The organism is Bradyrhizobium sp. BR2003 (assembly GCF_009720285.1).
In the GTDB taxonomy this organism is placed as follows: domain Bacteria; phylum Pseudomonadota; class Alphaproteobacteria; order Rhizobiales; family Xanthobacteraceae; genus Bradyrhizobium; species Bradyrhizobium elkanii.
Window position 1 is genome coordinate 1 of sequence record NZ_SMYJ01000048.1, and the last position, 19082, is coordinate 19082.

The following is a 19082-nucleotide window of genomic DNA, read 5'->3' on the forward strand; positions in this document are numbered from 1 at the left end:
CCAAGAACAAGAAGCCCGGCCTGATCCTCGCCGACATCCAGCTCGCCGACGGCTCGTCGGGCCTCGATGCCGTCAACGAGCTGCTGCGGACCTTCGAGGTGCCGGTGGTGTTCATCACCGCCTATCCCGAGCGCTTCCTGACCGGCGAGCGGCCGGAGCCGGCGTTCCTGATCTCAAAGCCGTTCCAGCCGGCGATGGTGTCGGCGGTGGCGAGCCAGGCGCTGTTCTTCCAGCGCAACTCGCGCAACCGCACGCCGCGCGCGGCATCGGCATGAGCTGAACTTACGCAAGCGGCAAAATCCAGACCGGCGTGCCGAAAGGTACGCCGGTTTTTTTTGAGCAGACCTTCGCTAGCGACGTTACTTCGGCATCACGCGGACCGGCATTGTGCCGAGCGCCCGCAGGCCCGAGCTGTCGCGGAAGGCGGTGGGGCCTGCAATCTCGAACTGCTTGACGCGGCCGGCGAGCGCCGTGATCACGGCCTCGGCCTCCAGCCGCGCCACCATCTGCCCGACACAGCCGTGGATGCCGACGCCGAAGCCCATGTGTCCGGAGAGCCGCCGTCTGACGTCGAATTGGTCGGCGTGCTCCCAGCGCGTCTCGTCGCGGTTGGCGGAGGCGAGCAACAGCAGCACCTTCTCATGCTTGCCGATCCTGACGCCTGCGATCTCGGTGTCATGCGGCGTGGTGCGGAACACGAACGGCGCCGGTGAATCGAAGCGCAGGGTCTCGTCGAATGCCGCGCGCGACAACGACGGATCGGCAGCAAGCAGCGACCATTGCTCGGGATGGCGCGCAAGCGTGTACAGCGCCATGCCGATCGCGCTGATCGTGGTGTCGAGCCCGGCCGAGAGCAGCGAACGCACCAGCAATGGCGCTTCCTCCGCGCTGATCTCCCCAGCGTCGGCCGCCTCGTAGACCTGCGCGCCAAAACTGCCCGGGCGCAGCGCCTCGCGCTGGCAGCGCGCCGCGACCCAGGGCAGCACGCGGGGCGCCTGCTGCATCAAATCGCGGAAATAGTCGTTCTCGGGCCCGAAGCCGGCGAACACCATCGCGCCATAGGTCAGGAAGTTCTCGCGGCCCTCCTGGTCGATGCCGAGCGCGTCGGGAAACACGCTGACCGGAAACACCTCGGCGATATCCTTGATGGCGTCAAACGATCCGCGCTCGACCAGCCCGTCGACCAGCCGCATCGCCATCGCCTTGAAATCATCGGCAAGCCGCCGCATCGCGCCGGGCGAGAGGATCCGCGCCAGCACCGCGCGGGTTCGGGTGTGCAGCGGCGGATCGGCTTCCAGCACGATGCTCGGCGGCCGCCACGGCTTTTCCTTGAAGTGGTTCGCAAGTCCCGCGCCGCCGGCGTTGCTGAAATTGACATGGTCTCCGAAGATCGTCTTGACCTCGGCAAAGCGCGGCACCGCCCAGATGTCATATCTGGTCAGGCGGACGACCGGCGCCGCGGCGCGCAGCTCCGCATAGGTGCCGTAGGGATCGGCCCGCGTCGACGGGCTGAACGGATCGAAATCGCTGCGGACAATTTCGCCTGCAAGGGAGCTCGCAGGGGGACTCACATGGGTGCTCATCGGATCCTCCCATCTTGTCACAAGTTAATTGACCATAGTCAATTAACTTGCATATTGCAAGGGCGGGGGTTGCCATCGGGGCGGGTGCGCGGCATGGAGGCGCAAGGCAGATGGGGATGTTGATCGTGGAGCGAGCCAAAGGCGCACGGCGCTTTCAGCGCAGGGCGCGCCAGGAGGCCGACAAGGCGGCGCTGAAGGCGCTGATCCTCGAGACCGCGCGCAAGGAGTTCGCCGCCGGCACGCTGGAGACCGTGTCGATCCAGAAGATCGCCGACGCGATCGGCTACTCGAAGGGCACCGTCCTCAAATATTACCCGACCAAGCTGCTGCTGCTGCTCGCGGTGAAGCAGCAGAACCTCGAGGCGGTCGCCGAACGCCTCGAGCGGGTCCGCGCGGAGACGGCCGACCGCGATCTGCGGCTGCGGCGCGTGATGGAAACCTATCTCGATTACTGGGCCGACAATCCCGATCACTTCCGCTCACTGTTCTCGATGTCCGGTACGATCGAGGACCGCCGTTTTCCCGACGGCGTCTATTTCGGCGAGACCGAGATCGCGCGCCGCAGCTACGACTTGTTCGTGATCTCGGTGCGGGAATTTCTGGCGGCACATGGCGCCGAGCCGGCGCCCGGCCTGTCGCAGCGGCTCGCGACCGCGCTGCTGGCGGCGACCCACGGCGTGGTCGCGCTGACGCTCGGCACGCCGACCATGAAACTGCCCGACATGCGCGGCACCGGCCGCCTGCTCATCGCAAGCCTGATCGATGCCTGGACGGCGAGGCTTGCCGCCGCGCGGAAAAGCGACGGCTGGCCGCGGGTCACGATCGGCACCTTCGCCTGACGGCGCGGTGTCCGAAGGTCCACGCCCGGTTATTCGCGCATGCCACGCGCCCCTGCATACGCGAGGTGCCCCTCATCCGCGAAGCGATGTGGAATCCCGCGCCTTCGCCTGCTAAGCGCGGCCCATGGATACGACGCAGCGCGATAGAACGGTGGGCTTTCTCTGCCTGGTGGTGACGGCGTTCGGCTGGGCCCTGAACTGGCCGCTGATGAAGCTGTTGCTGCAGCAATGGCCGCCGCTGTTCGCCCGCGGGCTTGCCGGCACCTGCGCGGCGGTGATCCTGGGCACGCTGGCGCTGGCCCGCGGCCAGTCGCTCGCCGTGCCGCGCGAGGCGATCCCGCGGTTGCTGTTCGCTTCCTTCACCAATGTCTTTGCCTGGATGGGCTTTGGCACCATCGCAATGAAATTCGTCACGGTCGGCGAGGGCGCGCTGCTCGCCTACACGATGCCGATCTGGGCGATGCTGTTCGCCTGGCCGGTGCTGCACTGCCGCCCGACGCTGCGGGATCTTGCGGCGCTGGTGCTGGGCGTCGCCGGCGTTGCGCTGTTGCTCGGCGGCAACGGCTTTGTGTTCAGCGCCGACAAGCTGACCGGTATCGCGCTGGCGCTCGCCTGCGCCATCCTGTTCGCGCTCGGCAATGTGCTGAATCGCAAGCCGCTGCCGATGTCGCCGCTCGCGGTGGTGGCCTGGCAGGTCGGCATAGGCTGTCTCGTGATGCTCCTGCTCGGCATTCTCTTCGAGCACCCGAACTATGCCGCGATCACGCCGCTCGGCCTCGGCTGCTTTGCCTACATGACGCTGATGCCGATGGGCATCTGTTATCTCACCTGGTTCGAGACGCTGCGCCGCCTGCCGCCGACATCGGCGTCAACGGGTATGCTGCTGGTGCCGGTCATCGGCGTGGTATCGGCCGCGATCATTCTCGGTGAGCCGCTGGGCCTGCGCGAGATCGGCGCCATGGCGCTGACGCTCGGCGGCGTGACGCTGGCGCTGCAGCGGACCTGACGCAAGAGAGGGAACGGACATCGGCGCATCGCGTTCTCCCGAAAAAGGGAGCTTGGCCATGCGCAAAGCGATCGCGCGGCTTGACGCGGAGCAGAGGGCGCAACTGCTTTATCTCGCAGATCTCGGTACGGCGATGTTCGCGTCGGCCCTCGTGGTGTGCATCCTGAAGTCGATTGTGGACCTGTTCGCCGCGGGCTGAACCGCCACATCAACGCCAACGCGTCGTCAATCCTCCGGCGACGCGTCGCTCTGGGTGTGCCCATCGGGCCCCCGGTTGAACACCCCATAATCGCTCGATTTCACCCCTGCCGCCCCATCGGTGCCGACGCCGGCCAGACCGAGCTTGAGCAGTTCGCGGACCGCCGCAGCGCGGGTCGGCATGCGGTGCTTGAAGCGGAAGTCGTCGAGGGCTGCCAACTCCTCCGGCGACAGCATGACCTGAAGACGTTCAGCGCGAAGCTCATTCATCGCAAAACACCCGGACTTAGCTTGTTGAGTAACTTGCTAAACCGCCCAACTCGCGTTGGGTTCCATCGGTTGAGGCAAAGACGCTGATTTAGTAGGATTATCAAATAAAATCAAAGGCTTATGTAAAAAAAAGGGAACGATCAGGCGGCTCGTCTCGTTATGATGCTGGAGAGATGCCATGGCCAACCAAGTCAAGCTTCCCCGCAAGCTATCCGAGGAGCCGGAAGCCCCGAAACCGCGGCGCCCGAGCCACGCGAAAGTCATCGAGCAACTGGACCGCTGGGCCAACAGCCCCGGTCTTCAACCGCCAAAGGTCGATAATGCAGAGGACGATTCAAAAGCGGAAGCGATCTGAACCCCACACATTCGAGCAGCGCCTCGAGGAACATCGCGTGCGACTTGAACGCCGGCTCGCTGAATTGCCGCGCGGAGCTGAGCGCGAGCAGGTTGTCGCGCGCATCGAGCAGCTTCGGACAGCCGTCGAGCTGAACGCGATGCTGTCGACCACCAGCTAAGCCGAGAAGCGAAACGGCGGGCGCCCACTTGCTCCTGCCGCTCCGCTCCCTTACCATCGCCATGTTGATGGGGATGGAGTCCCCCCGATAACCGCCGCGAGGCTGATGACTCCTACCGGGCGCGACAGCGTCGGTAGGAGCATGCGCCACCGCCGATCCGCCGTGTCCCGCGAATGAGAAGGGACAGCACATGACGGGTCTTCCTGGTTCACTCTCAATCGCATTGTCGCTGGTCGGGTCGATCTGGCTCGTCGGTGTCGCCGCCTTGCTGGTCGACGCGTCGGGCGAGCTGGTCGCCGCGACCTTCGTGCTTGGGTTGGTGGCGGGCTTCGTCGAATGGCGAGCCGGAAAGGCGGAGCATTGAACGTTCAGTTGTTGGCGGCGGTCGCGATCGGCGGTTCGCTGGGATCGGTCGCGCGCTATCTGGTGGCGATCGGCGCGGGGCGCCTGGTCGGCACGGAATTCCCTTGGGGCACGGTGGTGATCAATATCGTGGGTTCGTTCCTGATCGGCGTTTTTGCGGAGTCGTTCGCGCTGAGCTGGAATGCCGGCCAGGTGACGCGGGTGTTTCTTACCGTCGGCATTTGCGGCGGCTTCACCACCTTCTCGACCTTCTCGCTCGACGCGATCGTGCTGATACAGCGCGGCGAGCTATGGGCGGCCGGCGCCTATATCGCAGCCTCCGTCGCGCTCTCGATTCTCTCGCTGTTCGGCGGGCTGCTGCTGGTGCGGGCGTTCACAGCCTAGTCAGTTGAACGGCGGCCGGTGCGTGGATTGAGCGGCGCGGTCGGCGGCCGTCGCAGCGCTTCGGGCAGGAACGGTTCGTCCCGCCGAGGCGAGGGGTCGGCACGCACATCGGCGGCCCATTGCGCGCGTTCATGCGGCGTCTGGTTGTCGTCGAAGGTTCGCTTCACATCGACCCCGCCGACGGGATCGTTGACGCCGTTCCGGCTGGCGGGACGGTCGACGCCGCTGTGGATGTCACTGGAGTTGCCCATCGCGGCCTCCGTGCTCGGTTGATCAAGGTTCGATCTGGATGAACGTGGCCCGCGCAGGCGCCGTTCCAAACAAGCGCCGTTCCAAAAAAGTGAAGGGCCCGAGGTGCCGTCTGCCGCCCGGAATCCTTGGCGCGTCCGGGGCCAGCCGGTAGGATGGAACCCGGATGGTAGCCAGGGACCAAGGGAAAGACCGGGAATGAAGCACGTCGACGTCGCGGTGATTGCTGCCACGCTGTGGCTGCTGGCGTCGATGGTGCTGGACATCGTGACGCCGAAGTCGATCACCGCGCTGATGATCGCCGCCGCGCTCGCGCCGCCGTTCCTGATCGGGATCGGCATCCATTTCGCACGCCAATATTTCAAGGCGAAGCGGCGCAGCTACCCGTCACCGCGGTTGGACGAACACTTCGAGAACTAGCGCGTTTTCGAGCGAAGTGGGCACCGGTTCGCGTGAAGAAAACGCGTCAAAACCAAAATCAAGAGACCCCGTTCCGATCCAATTGGAACGGACGAGGCTCTGGCGGGGCAGGGCTGCGGGAGGGCCGCACCTGCTGCATTGAACTGCGCAGATGGCTTGCTAAACTTATGCCATGACCGAGCATCTTCCCGATACGATCAGCCGCCTCTACACCGACCCTGGCGAATATGTCGACAGCGACCATCCCGCCGTCGAGGCGTTCGCCCGCGCCGCCGTTCCGTCTGACGCCAGCGCGCGCGACAAGGCGCGCCGGCTCTATACCGCAGTGCGGGACGGCATCCGCTACAACCCCTATGTCAGCATGCGCACGCCCGAGAGCTACCGGGCCTCGAGCGTGCTCGCCGCCGGCAACGGCTACTGCGTCGGCAAGGCGGCGCTCTATGCCGCGGCCTGCCGGGTCCACGGCATCCCGGCGCGTGTCGGCTTCGCCGACGTGCGCAACCATCTCACCACCGAGAAGCTGCGCCAGAGCATGGGCTCGGACCTGTTCACCTGGCACGGCTTCACCGAAGTGTTCGTCGACGGCGCCTGGCGCAAGGCGACCCCGACCTTCAACGACACGCTGTGCGCCAAGCTCGGCGTCAAGCCGCTCGATTTCGACGGCCACGCCGACGCGCTGCTGCATCCCTTCGACGGCGAAGGGCGCGCCTACATGCAGTATGTCAACGATCACGGCAGCTATCACGACGTCCCCGCCAAATTCCTGATGCGCGAGATGGCGCGCGAATACGCCAACATGCAGGGCGAGGATCTCGCCGGCCGCGACATGGAGCGCGAGGCGGCCGAGCAATAGCGGACGTGTGAGCCGATCGCGCGCCGGCTGAGGGGGCGGTGTCATGGATGCGGAGCCGCCGAAAGCGCAGGTCAGCCGCCCCGCCAAAGGCTGGGAGGACGCGGTCGCGCTCACCGGATTCATCCTGGTCGCGGTCGGGCAGGCCTCCAACCAGGTTCTGGCGCGCGGGCTTGCCGGCTCGGTGCCGCCGTTTTCGCTGGCCTTCTTCCGCTGGAGCATCATCGCCATCGGCCTCGCGCCGTTTGCGATCGCAGCGATCCGCGACGGCAAGATCCCGCTGGCGCAGAACCTCTGGCCGATCCTCGCCGCCGGGTTCCTCGGCATGTTCCTGTGCGGCGCCCCGGTCTACATCGCCGGCATCACGACCACGGCGATCCACATCGCGCTGATCTTCGCGCTGTCGCCGATCATGGTGCTGCTGATCTCGGCGGCGCTCGGCATCGAGCATATCGGTCCGCTGCAATGGCTCGGCACGGCGCTGGCGCTCGGCGGCGCGCTCCTGATCGTCTCGGGCGGTCATCTGGAAACGCTGACGCAATCGAGCGCAGCCTGGGGCGATCTCCTCGTGGTGTGCGCGATGCTCGGCTGGTCCGGCTACACGCTGCTGCAGTCGCGCGTCGCGCCGCGCGCCTCGCTGCTGGCGCGGGTCAGCCTGTTCTCGGCGGCCGGCGCGCTGTGCTCGCTGCCGCCGGCGCTGCAGGAAATGTGGGCTGCGCCGGCGGAGGTGTTCAACACCCGGGCGTTCGAGGCCTACGTCTTCGCCGGCCTCGTGCCCGGCCTGATCGCCTATGCGGGCTTCGCCTGGCTCGGCGCGAGATTCGGCTCGGTGCGGAGCTCGCTGGTGCTCTACGTCGCACCGGTCGCAAGTGCGCTGCTGTCCTGGATCATCCTCGGCGAGCCGCCGAAGCTGATCCATTTGGTTGGCGGTCTTTTGATCCTCGGCGGCGTCTGGGCGAGCCTGCGCAAATAGACCCAGTTCCTTCCCAAGGTGCAACCTTTTCCGGCCTCGTGCGTTGAATCCAGCGTTGATTCAAGAGCTTAGTCGGAGGTCGTATGAATCTTACTCCCCAGCAGCGCAAGGACCGTGATGCGCAGCGTCAGCAAGACGCATCGCAGGCGATGAAGGAGCATCGCGCCAACGAGAAGGCGTTCTACGACAACTTCCAGCGCCTCAAGGCCGAGCGGCAGGCGCGCGAAGCCGCGGAGTCACGGAAGGCACAATCCGCTTCGAAATAAGCGCCAGGAGCCACACCAACCATCCGGACGGCCCGGATCTGACCGAACGAGAAGGAGCGGAAGCGAGGGGCGAGCACGGCGCAAACGAGCTCGCCCCGACGACGAGAAATCTCCAAGTTTATGGAGAATGTCAGATGTACTTTGCCGATCAGAAAACGATCACCTGCAAATGCGGTGAGCCCTTGAGCGAATTGATGCTCGTCGACGACCAGACCACCGGAATCAAGTTTCACGTCGGCCGTTGCCCGTCATGCCGTGAAGTGACGGTAGTTCGATCCCAGGACATACCATCGAACGACAATGCCTGACGTGGACGGTCAGGACCGGGCTTTTGGCTTCAGGTTTTCGATTGCGACCGGTGAGCGACAGGCCGGCTGACATATGTTCGCGGCATCCCAGAAAAAGAGCAGGGCGCGACCGGCATCACCACGGTCGCGCCCTACGTCGCCGGTCAATGGGGCAGGGGGAATAACCGGCTCTTCCAAAGACTCGCAGACCCCCTGAGTCGTTCCGGGCAAGTGAAAATATTTTCGTACACGGTTAAGTGATGGCTGGACGCGAGAACCCCGCGGGTTTCGTTCGCGTTGTGTCCGGGATCGCCAAGGGATCGTCGAGCGAATTTCCATGGGGCGAGGGACATCACCATGTCAAAGATTCAGATGGGAATTTTCGCTGCGCTGGCGGCTGGGCTAACGCTTGGCGCCGTCCAGCTGGCATCTGGCCACGATCTCATCGGCGGCCAGCAGGTCACCACCGCATTGGCGCCGGAGAGCGCCGTCAATCGCGCCGCCAAGACCGACCGTGCCACGGCTCAAGTCACCGGCCTGCCGAGCCGGACTGTTGCGCTGAAGGTCGAGCGGCTTCCCGATACGTCGGTGCTGGTTCGCGTCCCCATGGCCAGGGAAGAGGCGCGCCATCGCCCCGCAGCAGCGCCGGCTCGGGCCCGGCCCGGCGACACCCGCAAGGTGGCCTGCGAGCCCGTGGTCAGCGTGCTGACCGAAGTGGCCAAGCTGCTGCAGCCCGGCCGCTGCGTGACCTGAGACCCCTTGCACGATGTCATCGCCCGCTTGACCGGGCGATCCAGTATTCCAGAGACAGTTGTTGTTGGTTGATAGGCCGCGGCGTACTGGATCGCCGGGTCCAGCCGGGCGATGACAGCAGTGCGTGGTGATGGTCGGTCCTATTCCTCCTCGTCCGCCTCGCTGCTGCTGGCGCTGCGGCTTGCCATCAGGCCGAGCGCGAGGCCGCCCACCGCCAGGAGCGGGATCAGCCGCTTCGCGCCGATGGCCCGCACGATCTGCAGGCCGGTCGCGACCACCACCGGATCGGCGAACACATTGGCCGCAGCGGCCTTTGCCGCCTTCTCGGCGCGGCGGCGCATTTCGCGCTTGCGCACGACGTAGACGCTGGCGACGATCAACGTAACGACAAGAAACAGCGCGGCGCCGGCGAGGCACGCTTCGACCGGCCCGTAATGCTGCAGCACGTAGACGAAGGCGGCCGCGCACAGAAAGGCGATGGTGATGAACAGCGCGATCGCGGCGGCCGCGGCCAGCGACGTCAGCCGCAGCGCGTTGCCGGTGGAATCCTTGACGTCATTGATCAGCCGCTGAAGCATCGACCAGCCCTGCCTTGATTCTAGCCTTGAATCTTGCGTTGAATCTTGCCCTGAAGAGCGCATCGACAAACGCGGCGGCGGCGCGCCAGCGCCGCCATCGCATCCAGAACGGTGGTTTTCGCATGATCGCCACCATGGGCCTCATCCCCCCGGAGACCGCAATTTGCCTAGCGGCGCCAGGTGACGCCGATCAGGAAGCCGAGACCGAGCGCAAGGCCGACCGTCGCCAGCGGCCGCTGCGTGATCATATCTTCCAGCGATTCCTCGATCGAGGATGCGGCATCCTGCGCCGCGCCCATCATCGCGCTGCCGCGCTCCGACATGTCGTCGAGCGTATCTTCCGCACTTGCGCGCGCATCCTTGTAGCGGCGGCGGGCCTGCTTGCCCGCGTTGTTGGCAAACGAGTTCAGCGCGTCGGTGATCTGTTCGGTGAGGGCGGCGATATCGTTTTTCACGGCGGTGACATCCTTTTCAAGGCGTTCGTAGGTCGCTTTGTCCGTCATGTTCTTGATCCCAAATGCGCTGTCCGTGCTCGACATCGAAAAGCTCCCGGAGAACTTGCGTGCTGGAACAAAAACGCGCCGCGCTGTGCATGGTTCCCGATACGAAACCAAGGCTAGTCTTCCGGCAGCTGCGGCGAATTGACCGGCATCAAATGCTCCTTGACGATCAGCGCCACGATCAAGAGCGGCGACGACAGGAAGGCGCCCATCGGACCCCACAGCCAGGTCCAGAACGCCAGCGCCAGAAAGACCGCGAGCGCGTTCAGCGACAGCCTGCGGCCGACGATCGTCGGCGTCACGAAATGTCCTTCCAGGAAGGTCACGACCGCGAAACATGCCGGCGCGATCAGCCCGGCGCCGATGGTCGGAGCGGAGATGATGCCGACCGCGACCAGCACGACGAACATTGCGACCGGCCCGATGATCGGAACGAAGTTCAGCGTCGCGGCGAGCGCACCGAGCCCGGCCGGATTTGGCATGCCCGTTGCCGCGCAGATCGCGCCGGTGACGATGCCGACGCCGACATTGATCATGGTCACCGTCAACAGATAATTGCCGAGATGGGTCTCGACCTCGTTGAGGATGCGCAGCGTACGCAGCCGCGCCGTGCGTTCGCTGAAGGCCATCACCAGTGCGCGGCGCAGGTCCTTCCAGCTTGCGATGAACAGGATCAGGGTCGCGATGAACAGCAGGAATTCGGCGAAGGTCGGCGACAGGAATTCCAGCGTCGGCTGCACCCACTCGAATTTCGGCAGCTGGAGCGTGGCCAGCGTATCGGAGCCGCCGACCATGGTCTGCAATTCCTGCCACAGCGCGAGCGGCCGGTCGAACACATGCAGCTTCTCCTTCAGGATCGCGCCGAGCTCGGGCAGCCGCGTGCTCCACTCCATCACCGGCGAGGCGATCAGCCCGACCATGAAGCTGACGGCGGCGCCGACCGCGATCACGATGACGACCGCGCCGAGCGCGCGCGGGATCCGATAGCGTTCGAGCATGCTCGCCGCCGGCGACAGCATGGTGCCGACGATGAAAGCCATGGTGATCGGGAGGAAGAAGGCGCGTGCGAAATAGAGCACCGCCACAACGACAATGACCAGCAGGGCGATCAATGCGAAGGCGACGGCCTCGGCGCGGCTGACAACCGGCGGCAGTTCGATTTTGCTGTCGGGGACGGGCGTGCCTTCGGGCGCATTGCCAAGCAGGTCTTCACTCGGAAAGGCGCGCACCGAACTCCTCCCGCGTGAGGACGAACAAACCCGTCGCGTGGTCGCCCCGCGCGCCGAATTGCGCGATGACAACTGATCGCTGCGGAAAAAGTTCCATCGCGGCTTCGTGAGACGTGACGGGTTGACAATCGCGGTCTCGCGACGATTCGCGGCGGAACTGACTCGCGGCCATGCGCGTTGGCCCGGCATCGCATCACCACGATGCGCATCCCGTCCAGGGGCAGCACATGACACAGCAGTCTGTTTCCAGCCGCCGGCTTGCGTCGCGCGCCGCGCGCACCCTTGCCCACACTCTTGCCATCGGCAGCGTCCTGTTGGTGACGCCGCTTGTCGTCAGCACGTCGGCCAGCGCCCAGGTCCGCTCTTCCGCGCTCGGCTATGCGTCGACGCAACCGGGCGCATTTCCCGCCGACGAGGTGATGAACGACCCTTCGAGTGGGGTCGGCGAGGACGGCGCGCTGCCGGAGCGGCTGCGCCGGACCACCGTCGCCCTCAACACGACTGAGGCGCCCGGCACCATCATCATCGATACCGGCAACACCGCACTTTATTACGTGCTCGGCGGCGGCCGGGCGATCCGCTACGGCGTCGGCGTCGGCCGCGAAGGCTTCACCTGGGCCGGCGTGCAAAGCATCAGCCGCAAGGCGGAATGGCCGGACTGGCATCCGCCGGCCGAGATGATCAGGCGCCAGCCCTATCTGCCGCGCTTCATGGCCGGTGGCCCGGGCAACCCGCTGGGTGCGCGCGCGATGTATCTCGGCTCCAGTGAATACCGCATCCACGGCACCAACGATCCGTCGACGATCGGCAAGTTCGTCTCGTCCGGCTGCATCCGCCTGACCAATGAAGACGTTTCCGACCTGTTCAGCCGGGTCGATGTCGGCACCAGGGTCGTGGTGCTGCCGAAGAACGCGCCGCACCTCGCTGCGCGCGAGATCGGCCCGACCACGACGCAGATTTCGGTCCGCCCGGCCGCGGCGCGGCCGCGCCCCGCAGCGATGACGCTGCCTTCCGGGCGTCAGGCGATGAACATCCCGACGGCTTCCTCGTTGTACTGAGCATGATCCGGAAAAGTGCGAGGCGGTTTTTCGAAAAGATCATGCACGAACAACAAGCTGAAGCGCGACGATGATCCAATCTCGTCGTGCTTCAGGGATCGGCATTGTACCGGGGTCGGTGATGGTGAGACGGCACGTGAGGCGCTGGGCGTTCGGGACGGCGGCATTGCTCGGCCTGTCCCTTGCGCCTGCGGCGCAAGCTCAGGATTTCTTCTCGCAACTGTTCGGCGGCTTCATGCATGGCCGCCCGCCGGTGATCCGGATGCCGTTCGACGACGGCCCGGCGCCGATGGCGCCGCGGATCGAGCGCCGTCCGCGCTATGACGTCGGCCAGGCCTATTGCGTGCGGACCTGCGACGGCCGCTATTTCCCGCTTGCGGCGACCGGCAACCAGAGCAAGGCGGAAAGCTGCAACAGCTTCTGCCCGGCGAGCGCGACCGAAGTGGTCTATGGCGGCAGTATCGACAACGCCGCGACGGAAGACGGCAAGCCGTATTCCGAGCTGCCGAACGCGTTCCGCTATCGCGACGAGATGGTCTCGGGCTGCACCTGCAACGGCAAGGACTCGGTCGGCTTGGCGGCGATCAAGATTGAAGACGACCCAACCTTGCGCAAGGGCGACATCGTCGCCGGCAAGGATGGTCTGATGTCGGTGAGCCGTCCGGACCGGCGCGGTGCGCAGCTCAACTTCACGCCGGCGCCGGATCGCATCCGCGCCAAATATGGCCGGCCGGCGGTGGTGGCACGCGAGTAGCGTCGATCACACGCGGCCGGCCGCTTTCGGTTCCCGGCGCGGAACCGGCCCGCCTCCTGCACGTTAGCAACGGACGAACAGCACATTCACCGATGCCATCAGGGGGCTCTCCATGCTCGTCGGCGTACTCGTCACCTTCCTTGTCGTTATTCTCGTTCTCTATCTCATCAACATGCTGCCGCTCGACGGCCGCGCCAAGCAGATTGCACGCGCCGTCGTCATCATCATCGGCATCGTCTCGCTGCTGAAATATTTGGCGGTGTTCTAGCTTCGTCGCTTCGCTCCTCGCACTGACGTGGATACACCGCTGTCATCGCCCGGCCTGTGCGCAATTGCGCACATGGACCGGGCGATCCAGTACGCCGCGGCCTCTCGGCTCAAGCTCTGCGGCCTCTGGAATACTGGATCACCCGCATGCGCGGCACCGAGCAAGCTGCGCAATCACCTCGTCATCCCAAGAGCCGCCAATGGCGGGGCGTCTCGAAGGATGGCCACAAGGCCGCACAATTTCGGAATAGTAGAATAATACCGCAAATGTCAAGTTGCCATGTCCGCCGGCTCCTTTGCATGGGGTTGTTTTCGATATTTTGGCAGTGCGCCCTGCGACGGCGGGCTCGCGGTGCCAACAAAAAAGCCCCGGCTCGCACCGGGGCTTTGCTTAGTCGTTGCGATCGCTTGCGGATCAGCCCGGGGCCTTGGCCTCGCGGCGGCGCGCGGTGAGGATGTATTCGGTATAGCCGTTCGGTTGCGTGCGGCCCTCGAAGATCAGGTCGCAGGCCGCCTTGAAGGCAACGCCATCAAATGAAGGCGCCATCGGCTTGTAGAGGGCATCGCCGGCGTTCTGCTTGTCGACGACGACGGCCATGCGCTTCAGCGACTCCATCACCTGGTCCCTGGTGATGACGCCCTGATGCAGCCAGTTCGCGAGGTGCTGGCTCGAGATACGGAGCGTGGCGCGGTCCTCCATCAGGCCGACATCGTGGATGTCGGGGACCTTGGAGCAGCCGACGCCCTGGTCGATCCAGCGCACGACGTAGCCGAGGATGCCCTGGCAGTTGTTGTCGATCTCCTGCTTCACATCGTCGGGCGCCCAGTTCGACTGCGACACCGGAATGGTGAGGATGTCGGAGAGCTTTGCGCGCGGGCCGCCCTTGGCGAGCTCCTGCTGCCGGGCGATCACGTTGACCTGGTGATAGTGCAGCGCATGCAGCGTGGCCGCGGTCGGCGACGGCACCCAGGCGGTGGTGGCGCCGGCCTGCGGATGGCCGATCTTCTGCGCCAGCATGTCGGCCATCTTGTCGGGGGCGGCCCACATGCCCTTGCCGATCTGGGCATGGCCGGGCAGGCCGTCGATCAGGCCGTTGTCGACGTTCCAGTCTTCATAGGCCTTGATCCAAGGCTGCGCCTTCATGTCGTTCTTGCGGATCATCGGACCCGCTTCCATCGAGGTGTGGATCTCGTCGCCGGTACGGTCGAGGAAGCCGGTGTTGATGAACATGATGCGCTTGGAGGCGCGCTGGATGCAGGCCTTGAGGTTGACCGTGGTGCGGCGCTCCTCGTCCATGATGCCGACCTTCAGCGTGTTCTCCGGCAGGCCGAGCATCTTCTCGACCTCGGCGAACAGGTCGCAGGTCAGCGTCACCTCGTCGGGGCCGTGCATCTTCGGCTTGACGATATAGGCCGAGCCGGTGCGGCTGTTCTTGACCTTGGAATTGCCCTTGAGGTCGTGGATCGCGAGCAGGCCGGCGACCGCGGCATCCAGGATGCCTTCCGGGATCTCCTCACCCTTGGCGTCGAGCACGGCGTCGGTGAACATGTGGTGGCCGACGTTGCGCATCAGGAGCAGGCTGCGGCCGTGCAGCTTCAGCTCGCTGCCGTCGGGCTTCTTGTAGACGCGGTCGGCATTGAGCGAGCGGGTCAGCGTCTTGCCGCCCTTCTCGAAATCGGCCGACAGCGTGCCGTTCATCAGGCCGAGCGTGTTGCGATAGACCAGCACCTTGTCCTCGGCGTCGACGGCCGCGACCGAGTCTTCCATGTCGAGAATGGTGGAGACCGCCGATTCCAGGATCATGTCGGCGACGCCGGCCGGGTCATCCTTGCCGATCACGTTGCTGCGGTCGATCTTGACCTCGACATGCATGCCGTTGTTGACGAGCAGGATCGCAGAAGGCTGGGCGGCGTCGCCCTGATAGCCGGCGAACTGGGCGGCGTTCTTCAGCGCGGTCGAATTGCCGCTCTTCAGCTTGACCGAGAGCTGGCCCGCGATCACGGCGTAGGAGGTGACGTCGGTGTGGCTTCCGGTCGCAAGCGGCACGGCGGCATCGAGGAACGCCTTCGCCTTGGCGATCACCTTGTCACCGCGGGCCTTGTTGTAGCCACGGCCAGCCTCGCTCGGATCGTGCGGGATCGCGTCGGTGCCGTAGAACGCGTCGTACAGCGAACCCCAGCGCGCGTTGGCGGCGTTCAGCGCGTAGCGAGCGTTGGTGAGCGGCACCACCAGCTGCGGGCCGCAGATCTTGCCGATTTCCTCGTCGACATTTGCGGTCTCGACCTTGTGGGTCGCGGGCTCGGGCAGCAGGTAGCCGATGTCCTTGAGGAACGCGGTGTAGGCGTTGATGTCGAACGCCTTGCCCTTGTTGGCGCGATGCCAGTCGTCGATCTTGGCCTGCAGCGCGTCGCGGACCGCGAGCAGCTCGCGGTTCTTCGGTCCGAGCTTCTGGATGATGGCGGCTAGTCCTGCCCAGAACGCGTCGGGCGCGATCCCGGTTTTCGGCGTCGCCTCCTTAGCGATGAAATCGAACAGGACAGGGGCGATCTTCAATCCATGGGCATCGACACGAGTCATGATGGGCTTTCTCAAAGAAATGGGGCGTTTAGGGGCTGTTTTCAGAAGAAATCAGCAAAAAACGCGCCAAAGGGCCGCGTTCACGGCCCTTTTAGCCCTAAAGCCACGGCTCTGAGAAGGCCCCCCAGAGGAGGAGGCCATGCCGCCTAGATATTCGCCGCGAGGTCGGTCAGTTCGTCGAACAGGATGCCGGTCGCGGCCAGCATCCGCTCGATCTCGTCGGTGGCATCGCTGACCGAGCGGTTCGAGGTGTCGATGGTCAGTTCATTGCCGGTCGGCGGCTGGTAGTCATTGGTGATGCCGGTGAAAGACGGCAATCCGCCGGAGCGGGCCTTGGCGTAATGGCCCTTGGGGTCGCGGGTCTCGCAGACCTCGGCCGGCGTCGCGACATATATCTCGCGGAACGCGCTGTCGGCGATACGGCGAGCTGCCGCACGGTCGGCGGCCGATGGCGAGACCGCGGCGACGATGGCGATATGGCCGTTGCGCGCCAGATGGGTCGCGACTTCGGCGAGGCGGCGGATGTTTTCAGCGCGGTCCTGCGGCGAGAAGCCGAGATCGCCGTTCAGCCCGGCACGCAGCGTGTCGCCATCGAGCAGGATCGGCGAGCCGCCATTGCCGAACAGGCGTCGCTCCAGCGCCCGCGCCAGGGTCGACTTGCCCGAGCCGGGCAGGCCGGTCAGCCAGATCACCGCGCCGTTGTGGTGGTAGCGCGCCGAGCGCTCGTCCGGCCGCAGCGCGGACCCCACCGGCACGATATCGACCGGCACCGCGGGCCGGCCGGCGTCGACCGACAGCACGAGGCCGCCGCCGGCGATACGGCCGTTGACCTCGATGACGAGGCGGCCGGTGCGCGGATTGTCGGTGTAGGGATCGGTAGCAACCGGCTGCGCCAGCGAGATGTCGATCTCGCCGACATGGTTGCGCGCGATCGCGGTGTTCTCCTCGTTGGACAGCGCGCCGGGATCGACCGCCTTTTCGATCGCGACCACGGTGGCGCGGCTTTCCTTGGTGCCGAGCCGGATCAGGATCTGCTCGCCCTTGGTCAGCGGCTTGTCGTGCAGCCAGAAGATCCGGGCGCGGATGCGGCGCGTGTCGCGCGGGCTCTGCCCGGAATGTCCGATGATGTCGCCGCGCTCGAGGAACAGCTCGCGGTCGAGCGTGATGCCGACCGAGCGCCCGGCGCCCTGCGGCGTGCCCACCGGCGTCACCGGCCAGCTCTCGACGGTCTTGACCTGCGCGATCTTGCCGGTCGGCATGATCACGATCTCGTCGCCGGCCTTCAGGCTGCCGGACTCGATGCGGCCTGCCACGATGCGGCGGTCGTCGAACTTGTAGATCGCCTGCACCGGCAGCCGCAGCGGCAGCTCGGCCAGCGGGCGTGCCGGCTCGAGCGCATCGAGCGCCTCGACCACGGTCGGTCCCTGGTACCAGTCGATCCGAGCCGTGCGCTCGGCGACGCCGTCGCCGTCGCGCGCCGAGATCGGGATCACCGCCGTGGGCGTCACGCCGAGGCCGATCAGATGCGCGGAAATCTCGTCGCTGATCTCCTTGAAGCGGTCGGCACTGAACTCGACGCGGTCCATCTTGTTGACCACGACCGCGACCTGCTTCACGCCGAGCAGATGCAGGAGATAGCCGTGCCGCCTGGTCTGGTCGCGCACGCCTTCGAGCGCATCGATGATCAGCACCGCGCCGTCGGCCTGCGAGGCGCCGGTGATCATGTTGCGCAAGAACTCTGCGTGACCGGGCGCGTCGATCAGCACGACGTCGCGCGAACGGGTGCGGAACCGGATCTGCGTGGTGTCGATGGTGATGCCCTGGTCGCGCTCGGTCTGCAGCGCATCGAGCAGGAACGACCACTCGAACGGCATGCCGCGCCGCGCGCTCACCGCCTTCAGCATTTCCAGCTTGCCGTCCGGCAGGCTGCCGGTCTCATGCAGCAGGCGCCCGACCAGCGTCGACTTGCCGTGATCGACATGGCCGACGATGACGATGCGCACCTGCGGCCGCGTCGTGCCGTTGGGCGTTGCCGAGATCGAGGCGGTGGGAAGGATCATGTTCATCGGAACGCTCGCACGAAGTGGGAAGCCAAGTTGCTTGGAGTCAGGTGTTGCTTCGAGTGTCGATCAGAGATAGCCGGCGACGCGCAGCCGCTCGAACGCATCCTCGGTCTCGTGGTCGAGCGCGCGGCCGGCGCGCTCCGGGACCTTGGTGCCGTCGAGCTCGGTGAGGATCTCGTCGATGTTGGCGGCGGTGGAGGCGACCGGGAAGGTGATGTCGGCATCGCCCAGCGAGCGGTAGCGCTTGCCGTCCTTGGCGAGATAGAGCGGGATGATCGGAATGCCTTCGCGCTTGGTGTAGGCCCAGATGTCGGCCTCGGTCCAATGCAGGATCGGATGGATGCGCAAATGCGCGCCCTGCGGCGGCGAGGCGTTGAACTGGTCCCAGAACTCCGGCGGCTGGTCGCGGACGTCCCATTCGCCCTCGAGGCCGCGCGGCGAGAACACACGCTCCTTGGCGCGCGTCGCCTCTTCGTCGCGGCGGATGCCGGCGATCAATCCGTCAAAGCCGAATTTGTTGAGCGCGAGCTTCAGCCCCTCGGTCTTGCGCGCGGCGGAGCGCGCGGCCGGCGGCAAAGTCGGGTCGACGCTGTCGATCGGCGGGCAGGGCTCAACGCGCAGGTCGAGGTCCCATTCCTTTCCGAAGCGATCGCGGAACGCGTACATCTCCGGAAATTTCTTGCCGGTGTCGACATGCAGCGCGGGGAACGGGACGCGGCCGAAGAACGCCTTGCGCGCCAGCCAGATCATCACGTTGGAATCCTTGCCGAGCGACCACAGCAGCGCGAGCTTCTTCAGCCGGGCGAACGCCTCGCGCAAAATGTAGATGCTCTGGGCCTCCAGCTCGTCGAGATGATCCATCGACGGAGAGTCCTGATTGGCAGGAATCCCCGGCACGGAAGATGCATTGCTAAGGGCTGCGGACCGCGTCCTGGCGGCGACGGATTCGTTGTCGAGAAGATGCATCTCTTGGCCTTGGCCTGTGGAGTTGAAAATTCTAAAGTTGCGCTGCAATAGAGAAGAAATAATTTTCTCTTTGCTGGGCTTGATCGAGAGATAAATAGAAAATAATTTCAGTCAACCCCCAAATTGGGGAAGC

Annotated in this window: 26 protein-coding genes, 1 pseudogene and 1 riboswitch; of the genes and pseudogenes, 17 read left to right on the plus strand and 10 right to left on the minus strand. The window is 65.4% G+C overall.

Annotated elements, in window-relative coordinates; translation table 11 throughout:
- Positions 1–275, plus strand: a pseudogene (locus E2I15_RS36715) (response regulator); the annotation flags it as partial.
- An 84-nt stretch (positions 276–359) separates the two neighbouring features.
- Here the strand turns inward: E2I15_RS36715 and E2I15_RS36720 are convergent.
- Positions 360–1583 (minus strand): cytochrome P450, encoded by a 1224-nt coding sequence (locus E2I15_RS36720; protein WP_137476667.1) that lies wholly within the window; start codon positions 1581–1583, stop codon positions 360–362.
- Positions 1584–1699: 116 nt separating this feature from the next.
- On the opposite strand from E2I15_RS36720, the gene E2I15_RS36725 reads away from it, so the two are divergent.
- The 3 genes from E2I15_RS36725 to E2I15_RS36735 all read left to right on the plus strand — a co-directional run bounded on the left by E2I15_RS36725 (position 1700) and on the right by E2I15_RS36735 (position 3627).
- Positions 1700–2422 (plus strand): TetR/AcrR family transcriptional regulator, encoded by a 723-nt coding sequence (locus E2I15_RS36725; protein WP_246667920.1) that lies wholly within the window; start codon positions 1700–1702, stop codon positions 2420–2422.
- 124 nt (positions 2423–2546) lie between these two features.
- Positions 2547–3428: a DMT family transporter gene (locus tag E2I15_RS36730; protein WP_137476669.1), complete on the plus strand. Its 882-nt coding sequence runs from the start codon at positions 2547–2549 to the stop codon at positions 3426–3428.
- A gap of 58 nt (positions 3429–3486) precedes the next feature.
- Positions 3487–3627, plus strand: coding sequence for a hypothetical protein (locus tag E2I15_RS36735; protein ID WP_155262762.1), 141 nt, complete (start codon positions 3487–3489; stop codon positions 3625–3627).
- 26 nt (positions 3628–3653) lie between these two features.
- Here the strand turns inward: E2I15_RS36735 and E2I15_RS36740 are convergent, their stop codons facing one another.
- On the minus strand, positions 3654–3896 hold the full coding sequence (locus E2I15_RS36740) for a hypothetical protein (protein WP_137476670.1): 243 nt from the start codon (positions 3894–3896) through the stop codon (positions 3654–3656).
- 178 nt (positions 3897–4074) lie between these two features.
- Between E2I15_RS36740 and E2I15_RS38960 the strand changes: the two genes are divergently transcribed.
- The 4 genes from E2I15_RS38960 to crcB all read left to right on the plus strand — a co-directional run bounded on the left by E2I15_RS38960 (position 4075) and on the right by crcB (position 5158).
- Positions 4075–4251 carry a hypothetical protein gene (locus tag E2I15_RS38960; RefSeq protein WP_170991388.1) on the plus strand — a complete coding sequence of 59 codons (177 nt, stop codon included), beginning with the start codon at positions 4075–4077 and terminating at the stop codon, positions 4249–4251.
- 37 nt (positions 4252–4288) lie between these two features.
- Positions 4289–4411 (plus strand): hypothetical protein, encoded by a 123-nt coding sequence (locus E2I15_RS39625; protein WP_276486339.1) that lies wholly within the window; start codon positions 4289–4291, stop codon positions 4409–4411.
- 60 nt (positions 4412–4471) lie between these two features.
- Positions 4472–4533: riboswitch (Fluoride riboswitch) on the plus strand.
- 68 nt (positions 4534–4601) lie between these two features.
- The gene (locus E2I15_RS36745) at positions 4602–4775 is read left to right on the plus strand and encodes a hypothetical protein (RefSeq protein ID WP_155262763.1); all 174 of its coding nucleotides are present in this window, start codon (positions 4602–4604) and stop codon (positions 4773–4775) included.
- On the plus strand, positions 4772–5158 hold the full coding sequence (gene crcB / locus E2I15_RS36750; protein ID WP_246667899.1) for a fluoride efflux transporter CrcB: 387 nt from the start codon (positions 4772–4774) through the stop codon (positions 5156–5158). Before E2I15_RS36745 ends, crcB begins: the two co-directional genes overlap by 4 nt.
- Here the strand turns inward: crcB and E2I15_RS36755 are convergent.
- Complete coding sequence (locus tag E2I15_RS36755; RefSeq protein ID WP_137476671.1) at positions 5155–5409, minus strand: hypothetical protein; 255 nt, start codon at positions 5407–5409, stop codon at positions 5155–5157. The two genes, crcB and E2I15_RS36755, sit on opposite strands and share 4 nt — an antisense overlap.
- 196 nt (positions 5410–5605) lie before the next feature.
- Between E2I15_RS36755 and E2I15_RS36760 the strand changes: the two genes are divergently transcribed.
- The 6 genes from E2I15_RS36760 to E2I15_RS36780 all read left to right on the plus strand — a co-directional run bounded on the left by E2I15_RS36760 (position 5606) and on the right by E2I15_RS36780 (position 8956).
- On the plus strand, positions 5606–5827 hold the full coding sequence (locus E2I15_RS36760) for a hypothetical protein (RefSeq protein ID WP_016844392.1): 222 nt from the start codon (positions 5606–5608) through the stop codon (positions 5825–5827).
- 172 nt (positions 5828–5999) lie between these two features.
- Positions 6000–6680 carry a transglutaminase-like domain-containing protein gene (locus E2I15_RS36765; protein ID WP_137476672.1) on the plus strand — a complete coding sequence of 227 codons (681 nt, stop codon included), beginning with the start codon at positions 6000–6002 and terminating at the stop codon, positions 6678–6680.
- Between the two features lie 43 nt (positions 6681–6723).
- On the plus strand, positions 6724–7650 hold the full coding sequence (locus tag E2I15_RS36770; RefSeq protein WP_137476673.1) for a DMT family transporter: 927 nt from the start codon (positions 6724–6726) through the stop codon (positions 7648–7650).
- 83 nt (positions 7651–7733) lie between these two features.
- On the plus strand, positions 7734–7916 hold the full coding sequence (locus tag E2I15_RS36775) for a hypothetical protein (protein WP_016842983.1): 183 nt from the start codon (positions 7734–7736) through the stop codon (positions 7914–7916).
- A gap of 134 nt (positions 7917–8050) precedes the next feature.
- Entirely contained in the window at positions 8051–8224 is a 174-nt protein-coding gene (locus E2I15_RS38970; protein WP_170991390.1) for a hypothetical protein, read from the plus strand.
- Between the two features lie 336 nt (positions 8225–8560).
- Positions 8561–8956: a hypothetical protein gene (locus E2I15_RS36780; protein WP_137476674.1), complete on the plus strand. Its 396-nt coding sequence runs from the start codon at positions 8561–8563 to the stop codon at positions 8954–8956.
- Between the two features lie 140 nt (positions 8957–9096).
- On the opposite strand, the gene E2I15_RS36785 is transcribed toward E2I15_RS36780, so the two are convergent.
- From E2I15_RS36785 to E2I15_RS36800, 4 genes are all read right to left on the minus strand, one after another.
- Positions 9097–9534, minus strand: coding sequence for a hypothetical protein (locus E2I15_RS36785; protein ID WP_137476675.1), 438 nt, complete (start codon positions 9532–9534; stop codon positions 9097–9099).
- Positions 9512–9670 (minus strand): hypothetical protein, encoded by a 159-nt coding sequence (locus E2I15_RS36790; protein WP_155262764.1) that lies wholly within the window; start codon positions 9668–9670, stop codon positions 9512–9514. The genes E2I15_RS36785 and E2I15_RS36790 overlap by 23 nt, the downstream gene beginning before the upstream one ends.
- 31 nt (positions 9671–9701) lie before the next feature.
- Positions 9702–10073, minus strand: a complete 372-nt coding sequence (locus E2I15_RS36795; RefSeq protein ID WP_016842979.1) for an ElaB/YgaM/YqjD family protein — start codon at positions 10071–10073, stop codon at positions 9702–9704.
- 77 nt (positions 10074–10150) lie between these two features.
- Complete coding sequence (locus E2I15_RS36800; RefSeq protein WP_137476676.1) at positions 10151–11263, minus strand: AI-2E family transporter; 1113 nt, start codon at positions 11261–11263, stop codon at positions 10151–10153.
- 227 nt (positions 11264–11490) lie between these two features.
- Here E2I15_RS36800 and E2I15_RS36805 point away from each other — a divergent pair, with 227 nt between their 5' ends.
- The 3 genes from E2I15_RS36805 to E2I15_RS36815 all read left to right on the plus strand — a co-directional run bounded on the left by E2I15_RS36805 (position 11491) and on the right by E2I15_RS36815 (position 13343).
- Positions 11491–12321 (plus strand): L,D-transpeptidase, encoded by an 831-nt coding sequence (locus E2I15_RS36805; RefSeq protein WP_170991391.1) that lies wholly within the window; start codon positions 11491–11493, stop codon positions 12319–12321.
- Between the two features lie 121 nt (positions 12322–12442).
- Entirely contained in the window at positions 12443–13075 is a 633-nt protein-coding gene (locus E2I15_RS36810; RefSeq protein WP_137476679.1) for a DUF2865 domain-containing protein, read from the plus strand.
- Positions 13076–13187: 112 nt separating this feature from the next.
- Positions 13188–13343, plus strand: coding sequence for a Thivi_2564 family membrane protein (locus E2I15_RS36815; RefSeq protein ID WP_016842974.1), 156 nt, complete (start codon positions 13188–13190; stop codon positions 13341–13343).
- 414 nt (positions 13344–13757) lie between these two features.
- Here E2I15_RS36815 and E2I15_RS36820 read toward each other — a convergent pair whose 3' ends face one another.
- The 3 genes from E2I15_RS36820 to cysD all read right to left on the minus strand — a co-directional run bounded on the left by E2I15_RS36820 (position 13758) and on the right by cysD (position 18844).
- On the minus strand, positions 13758–15920 hold the full coding sequence (locus E2I15_RS36820) for a malate synthase G (RefSeq protein ID WP_137476680.1): 2163 nt from the start codon (positions 15918–15920) through the stop codon (positions 13758–13760).
- 146 nt (positions 15921–16066) lie between these two features.
- Positions 16067–17986: an adenylyl-sulfate kinase gene (cysC, locus tag E2I15_RS36825; protein WP_137476681.1), complete on the minus strand. Its 1920-nt coding sequence runs from the start codon at positions 17984–17986 to the stop codon at positions 16067–16069.
- A gap of 63 nt (positions 17987–18049) precedes the next feature.
- Positions 18050–18844, minus strand: coding sequence for a sulfate adenylyltransferase subunit CysD (cysD, locus tag E2I15_RS36830; RefSeq protein WP_016845216.1), 795 nt, complete (start codon positions 18842–18844; stop codon positions 18050–18052).
- Positions 18845–19082: the final 238 nt, after the last annotated feature.

Excerpts from the sequence above, each read along its gene's own strand:
- E2I15_RS36820 (WP_137476680.1), bottom strand. The coding sequence starts at position 15,920 with ATGACTCGTGTCGATGCCCATGGATTGAAGATCGCCCCTGTCCTGTTC.
- E2I15_RS36790 (WP_155262764.1), bottom strand. The coding sequence starts at position 9,670 with ATGGTGGCGATCATGCGAAAACCACCGTTCTGGATGCGATGGCGGCGC.
- E2I15_RS36775 (WP_016842983.1), top strand. The coding sequence starts at position 7,734 with ATGAATCTTACTCCCCAGCAGCGCAAGGACCGTGATGCGCAGCGTCAG.
- E2I15_RS36815 (WP_016842974.1), top strand. The coding sequence starts at position 13,188 with ATGCTCGTCGGCGTACTCGTCACCTTCCTTGTCGTTATTCTCGTTCTC.
- E2I15_RS36740 (WP_137476670.1), bottom strand. The coding sequence starts at position 3,896 with ATGAATGAGCTTCGCGCTGAACGTCTTCAGGTCATGCTGTCGCCGGAG.
- E2I15_RS36795 (WP_016842979.1), bottom strand. The coding sequence starts at position 10,073 with ATGTCGAGCACGGACAGCGCATTTGGGATCAAGAACATGACGGACAAA.
- E2I15_RS36730 (WP_137476669.1), top strand. The coding sequence starts at position 2,547 with ATGGATACGACGCAGCGCGATAGAACGGTGGGCTTTCTCTGCCTGGTG.
- E2I15_RS36725 (WP_246667920.1), top strand. The coding sequence starts at position 1,700 with ATGTTGATCGTGGAGCGAGCCAAAGGCGCACGGCGCTTTCAGCGCAGG.
- E2I15_RS36810 (WP_137476679.1), top strand. The coding sequence starts at position 12,443 with ATGGTGAGACGGCACGTGAGGCGCTGGGCGTTCGGGACGGCGGCATTG.
- E2I15_RS36735 (WP_155262762.1), top strand. The coding sequence starts at position 3,487 with ATGCGCAAAGCGATCGCGCGGCTTGACGCGGAGCAGAGGGCGCAACTG.
- cysD (WP_016845216.1), bottom strand. The coding sequence starts at position 18,844 with ATGGATCATCTCGACGAGCTGGAGGCCCAGAGCATCTACATTTTGCGC.
- E2I15_RS38960 (WP_170991388.1), top strand. The coding sequence starts at position 4,075 with ATGGCCAACCAAGTCAAGCTTCCCCGCAAGCTATCCGAGGAGCCGGAA.
- E2I15_RS36745 (WP_155262763.1), top strand. The coding sequence starts at position 4,602 with ATGACGGGTCTTCCTGGTTCACTCTCAATCGCATTGTCGCTGGTCGGG.
- E2I15_RS36755 (WP_137476671.1), bottom strand. The coding sequence starts at position 5,409 with ATGGGCAACTCCAGTGACATCCACAGCGGCGTCGACCGTCCCGCCAGC.
- E2I15_RS36765 (WP_137476672.1), top strand. The coding sequence starts at position 6,000 with ATGACCGAGCATCTTCCCGATACGATCAGCCGCCTCTACACCGACCCT.
- E2I15_RS36720 (WP_137476667.1), bottom strand. The coding sequence starts at position 1,583 with ATGAGCACCCATGTGAGTCCCCCTGCGAGCTCCCTTGCAGGCGAAATT.
- E2I15_RS36805 (WP_170991391.1), top strand. The coding sequence starts at position 11,491 with ATGACACAGCAGTCTGTTTCCAGCCGCCGGCTTGCGTCGCGCGCCGCG.
- E2I15_RS36785 (WP_137476675.1), bottom strand. The coding sequence starts at position 9,534 with ATGCTTCAGCGGCTGATCAATGACGTCAAGGATTCCACCGGCAACGCG.
- E2I15_RS36760 (WP_016844392.1), top strand. The coding sequence starts at position 5,606 with ATGAAGCACGTCGACGTCGCGGTGATTGCTGCCACGCTGTGGCTGCTG.
- E2I15_RS36770 (WP_137476673.1), top strand. The coding sequence starts at position 6,724 with ATGGATGCGGAGCCGCCGAAAGCGCAGGTCAGCCGCCCCGCCAAAGGC.
- E2I15_RS36780 (WP_137476674.1), top strand. The coding sequence starts at position 8,561 with ATGTCAAAGATTCAGATGGGAATTTTCGCTGCGCTGGCGGCTGGGCTA.
- E2I15_RS38970 (WP_170991390.1), top strand. The coding sequence starts at position 8,051 with ATGTACTTTGCCGATCAGAAAACGATCACCTGCAAATGCGGTGAGCCC.
- cysC (WP_137476681.1), bottom strand. The coding sequence starts at position 17,986 with ATGAACATGATCCTTCCCACCGCCTCGATCTCGGCAACGCCCAACGGC.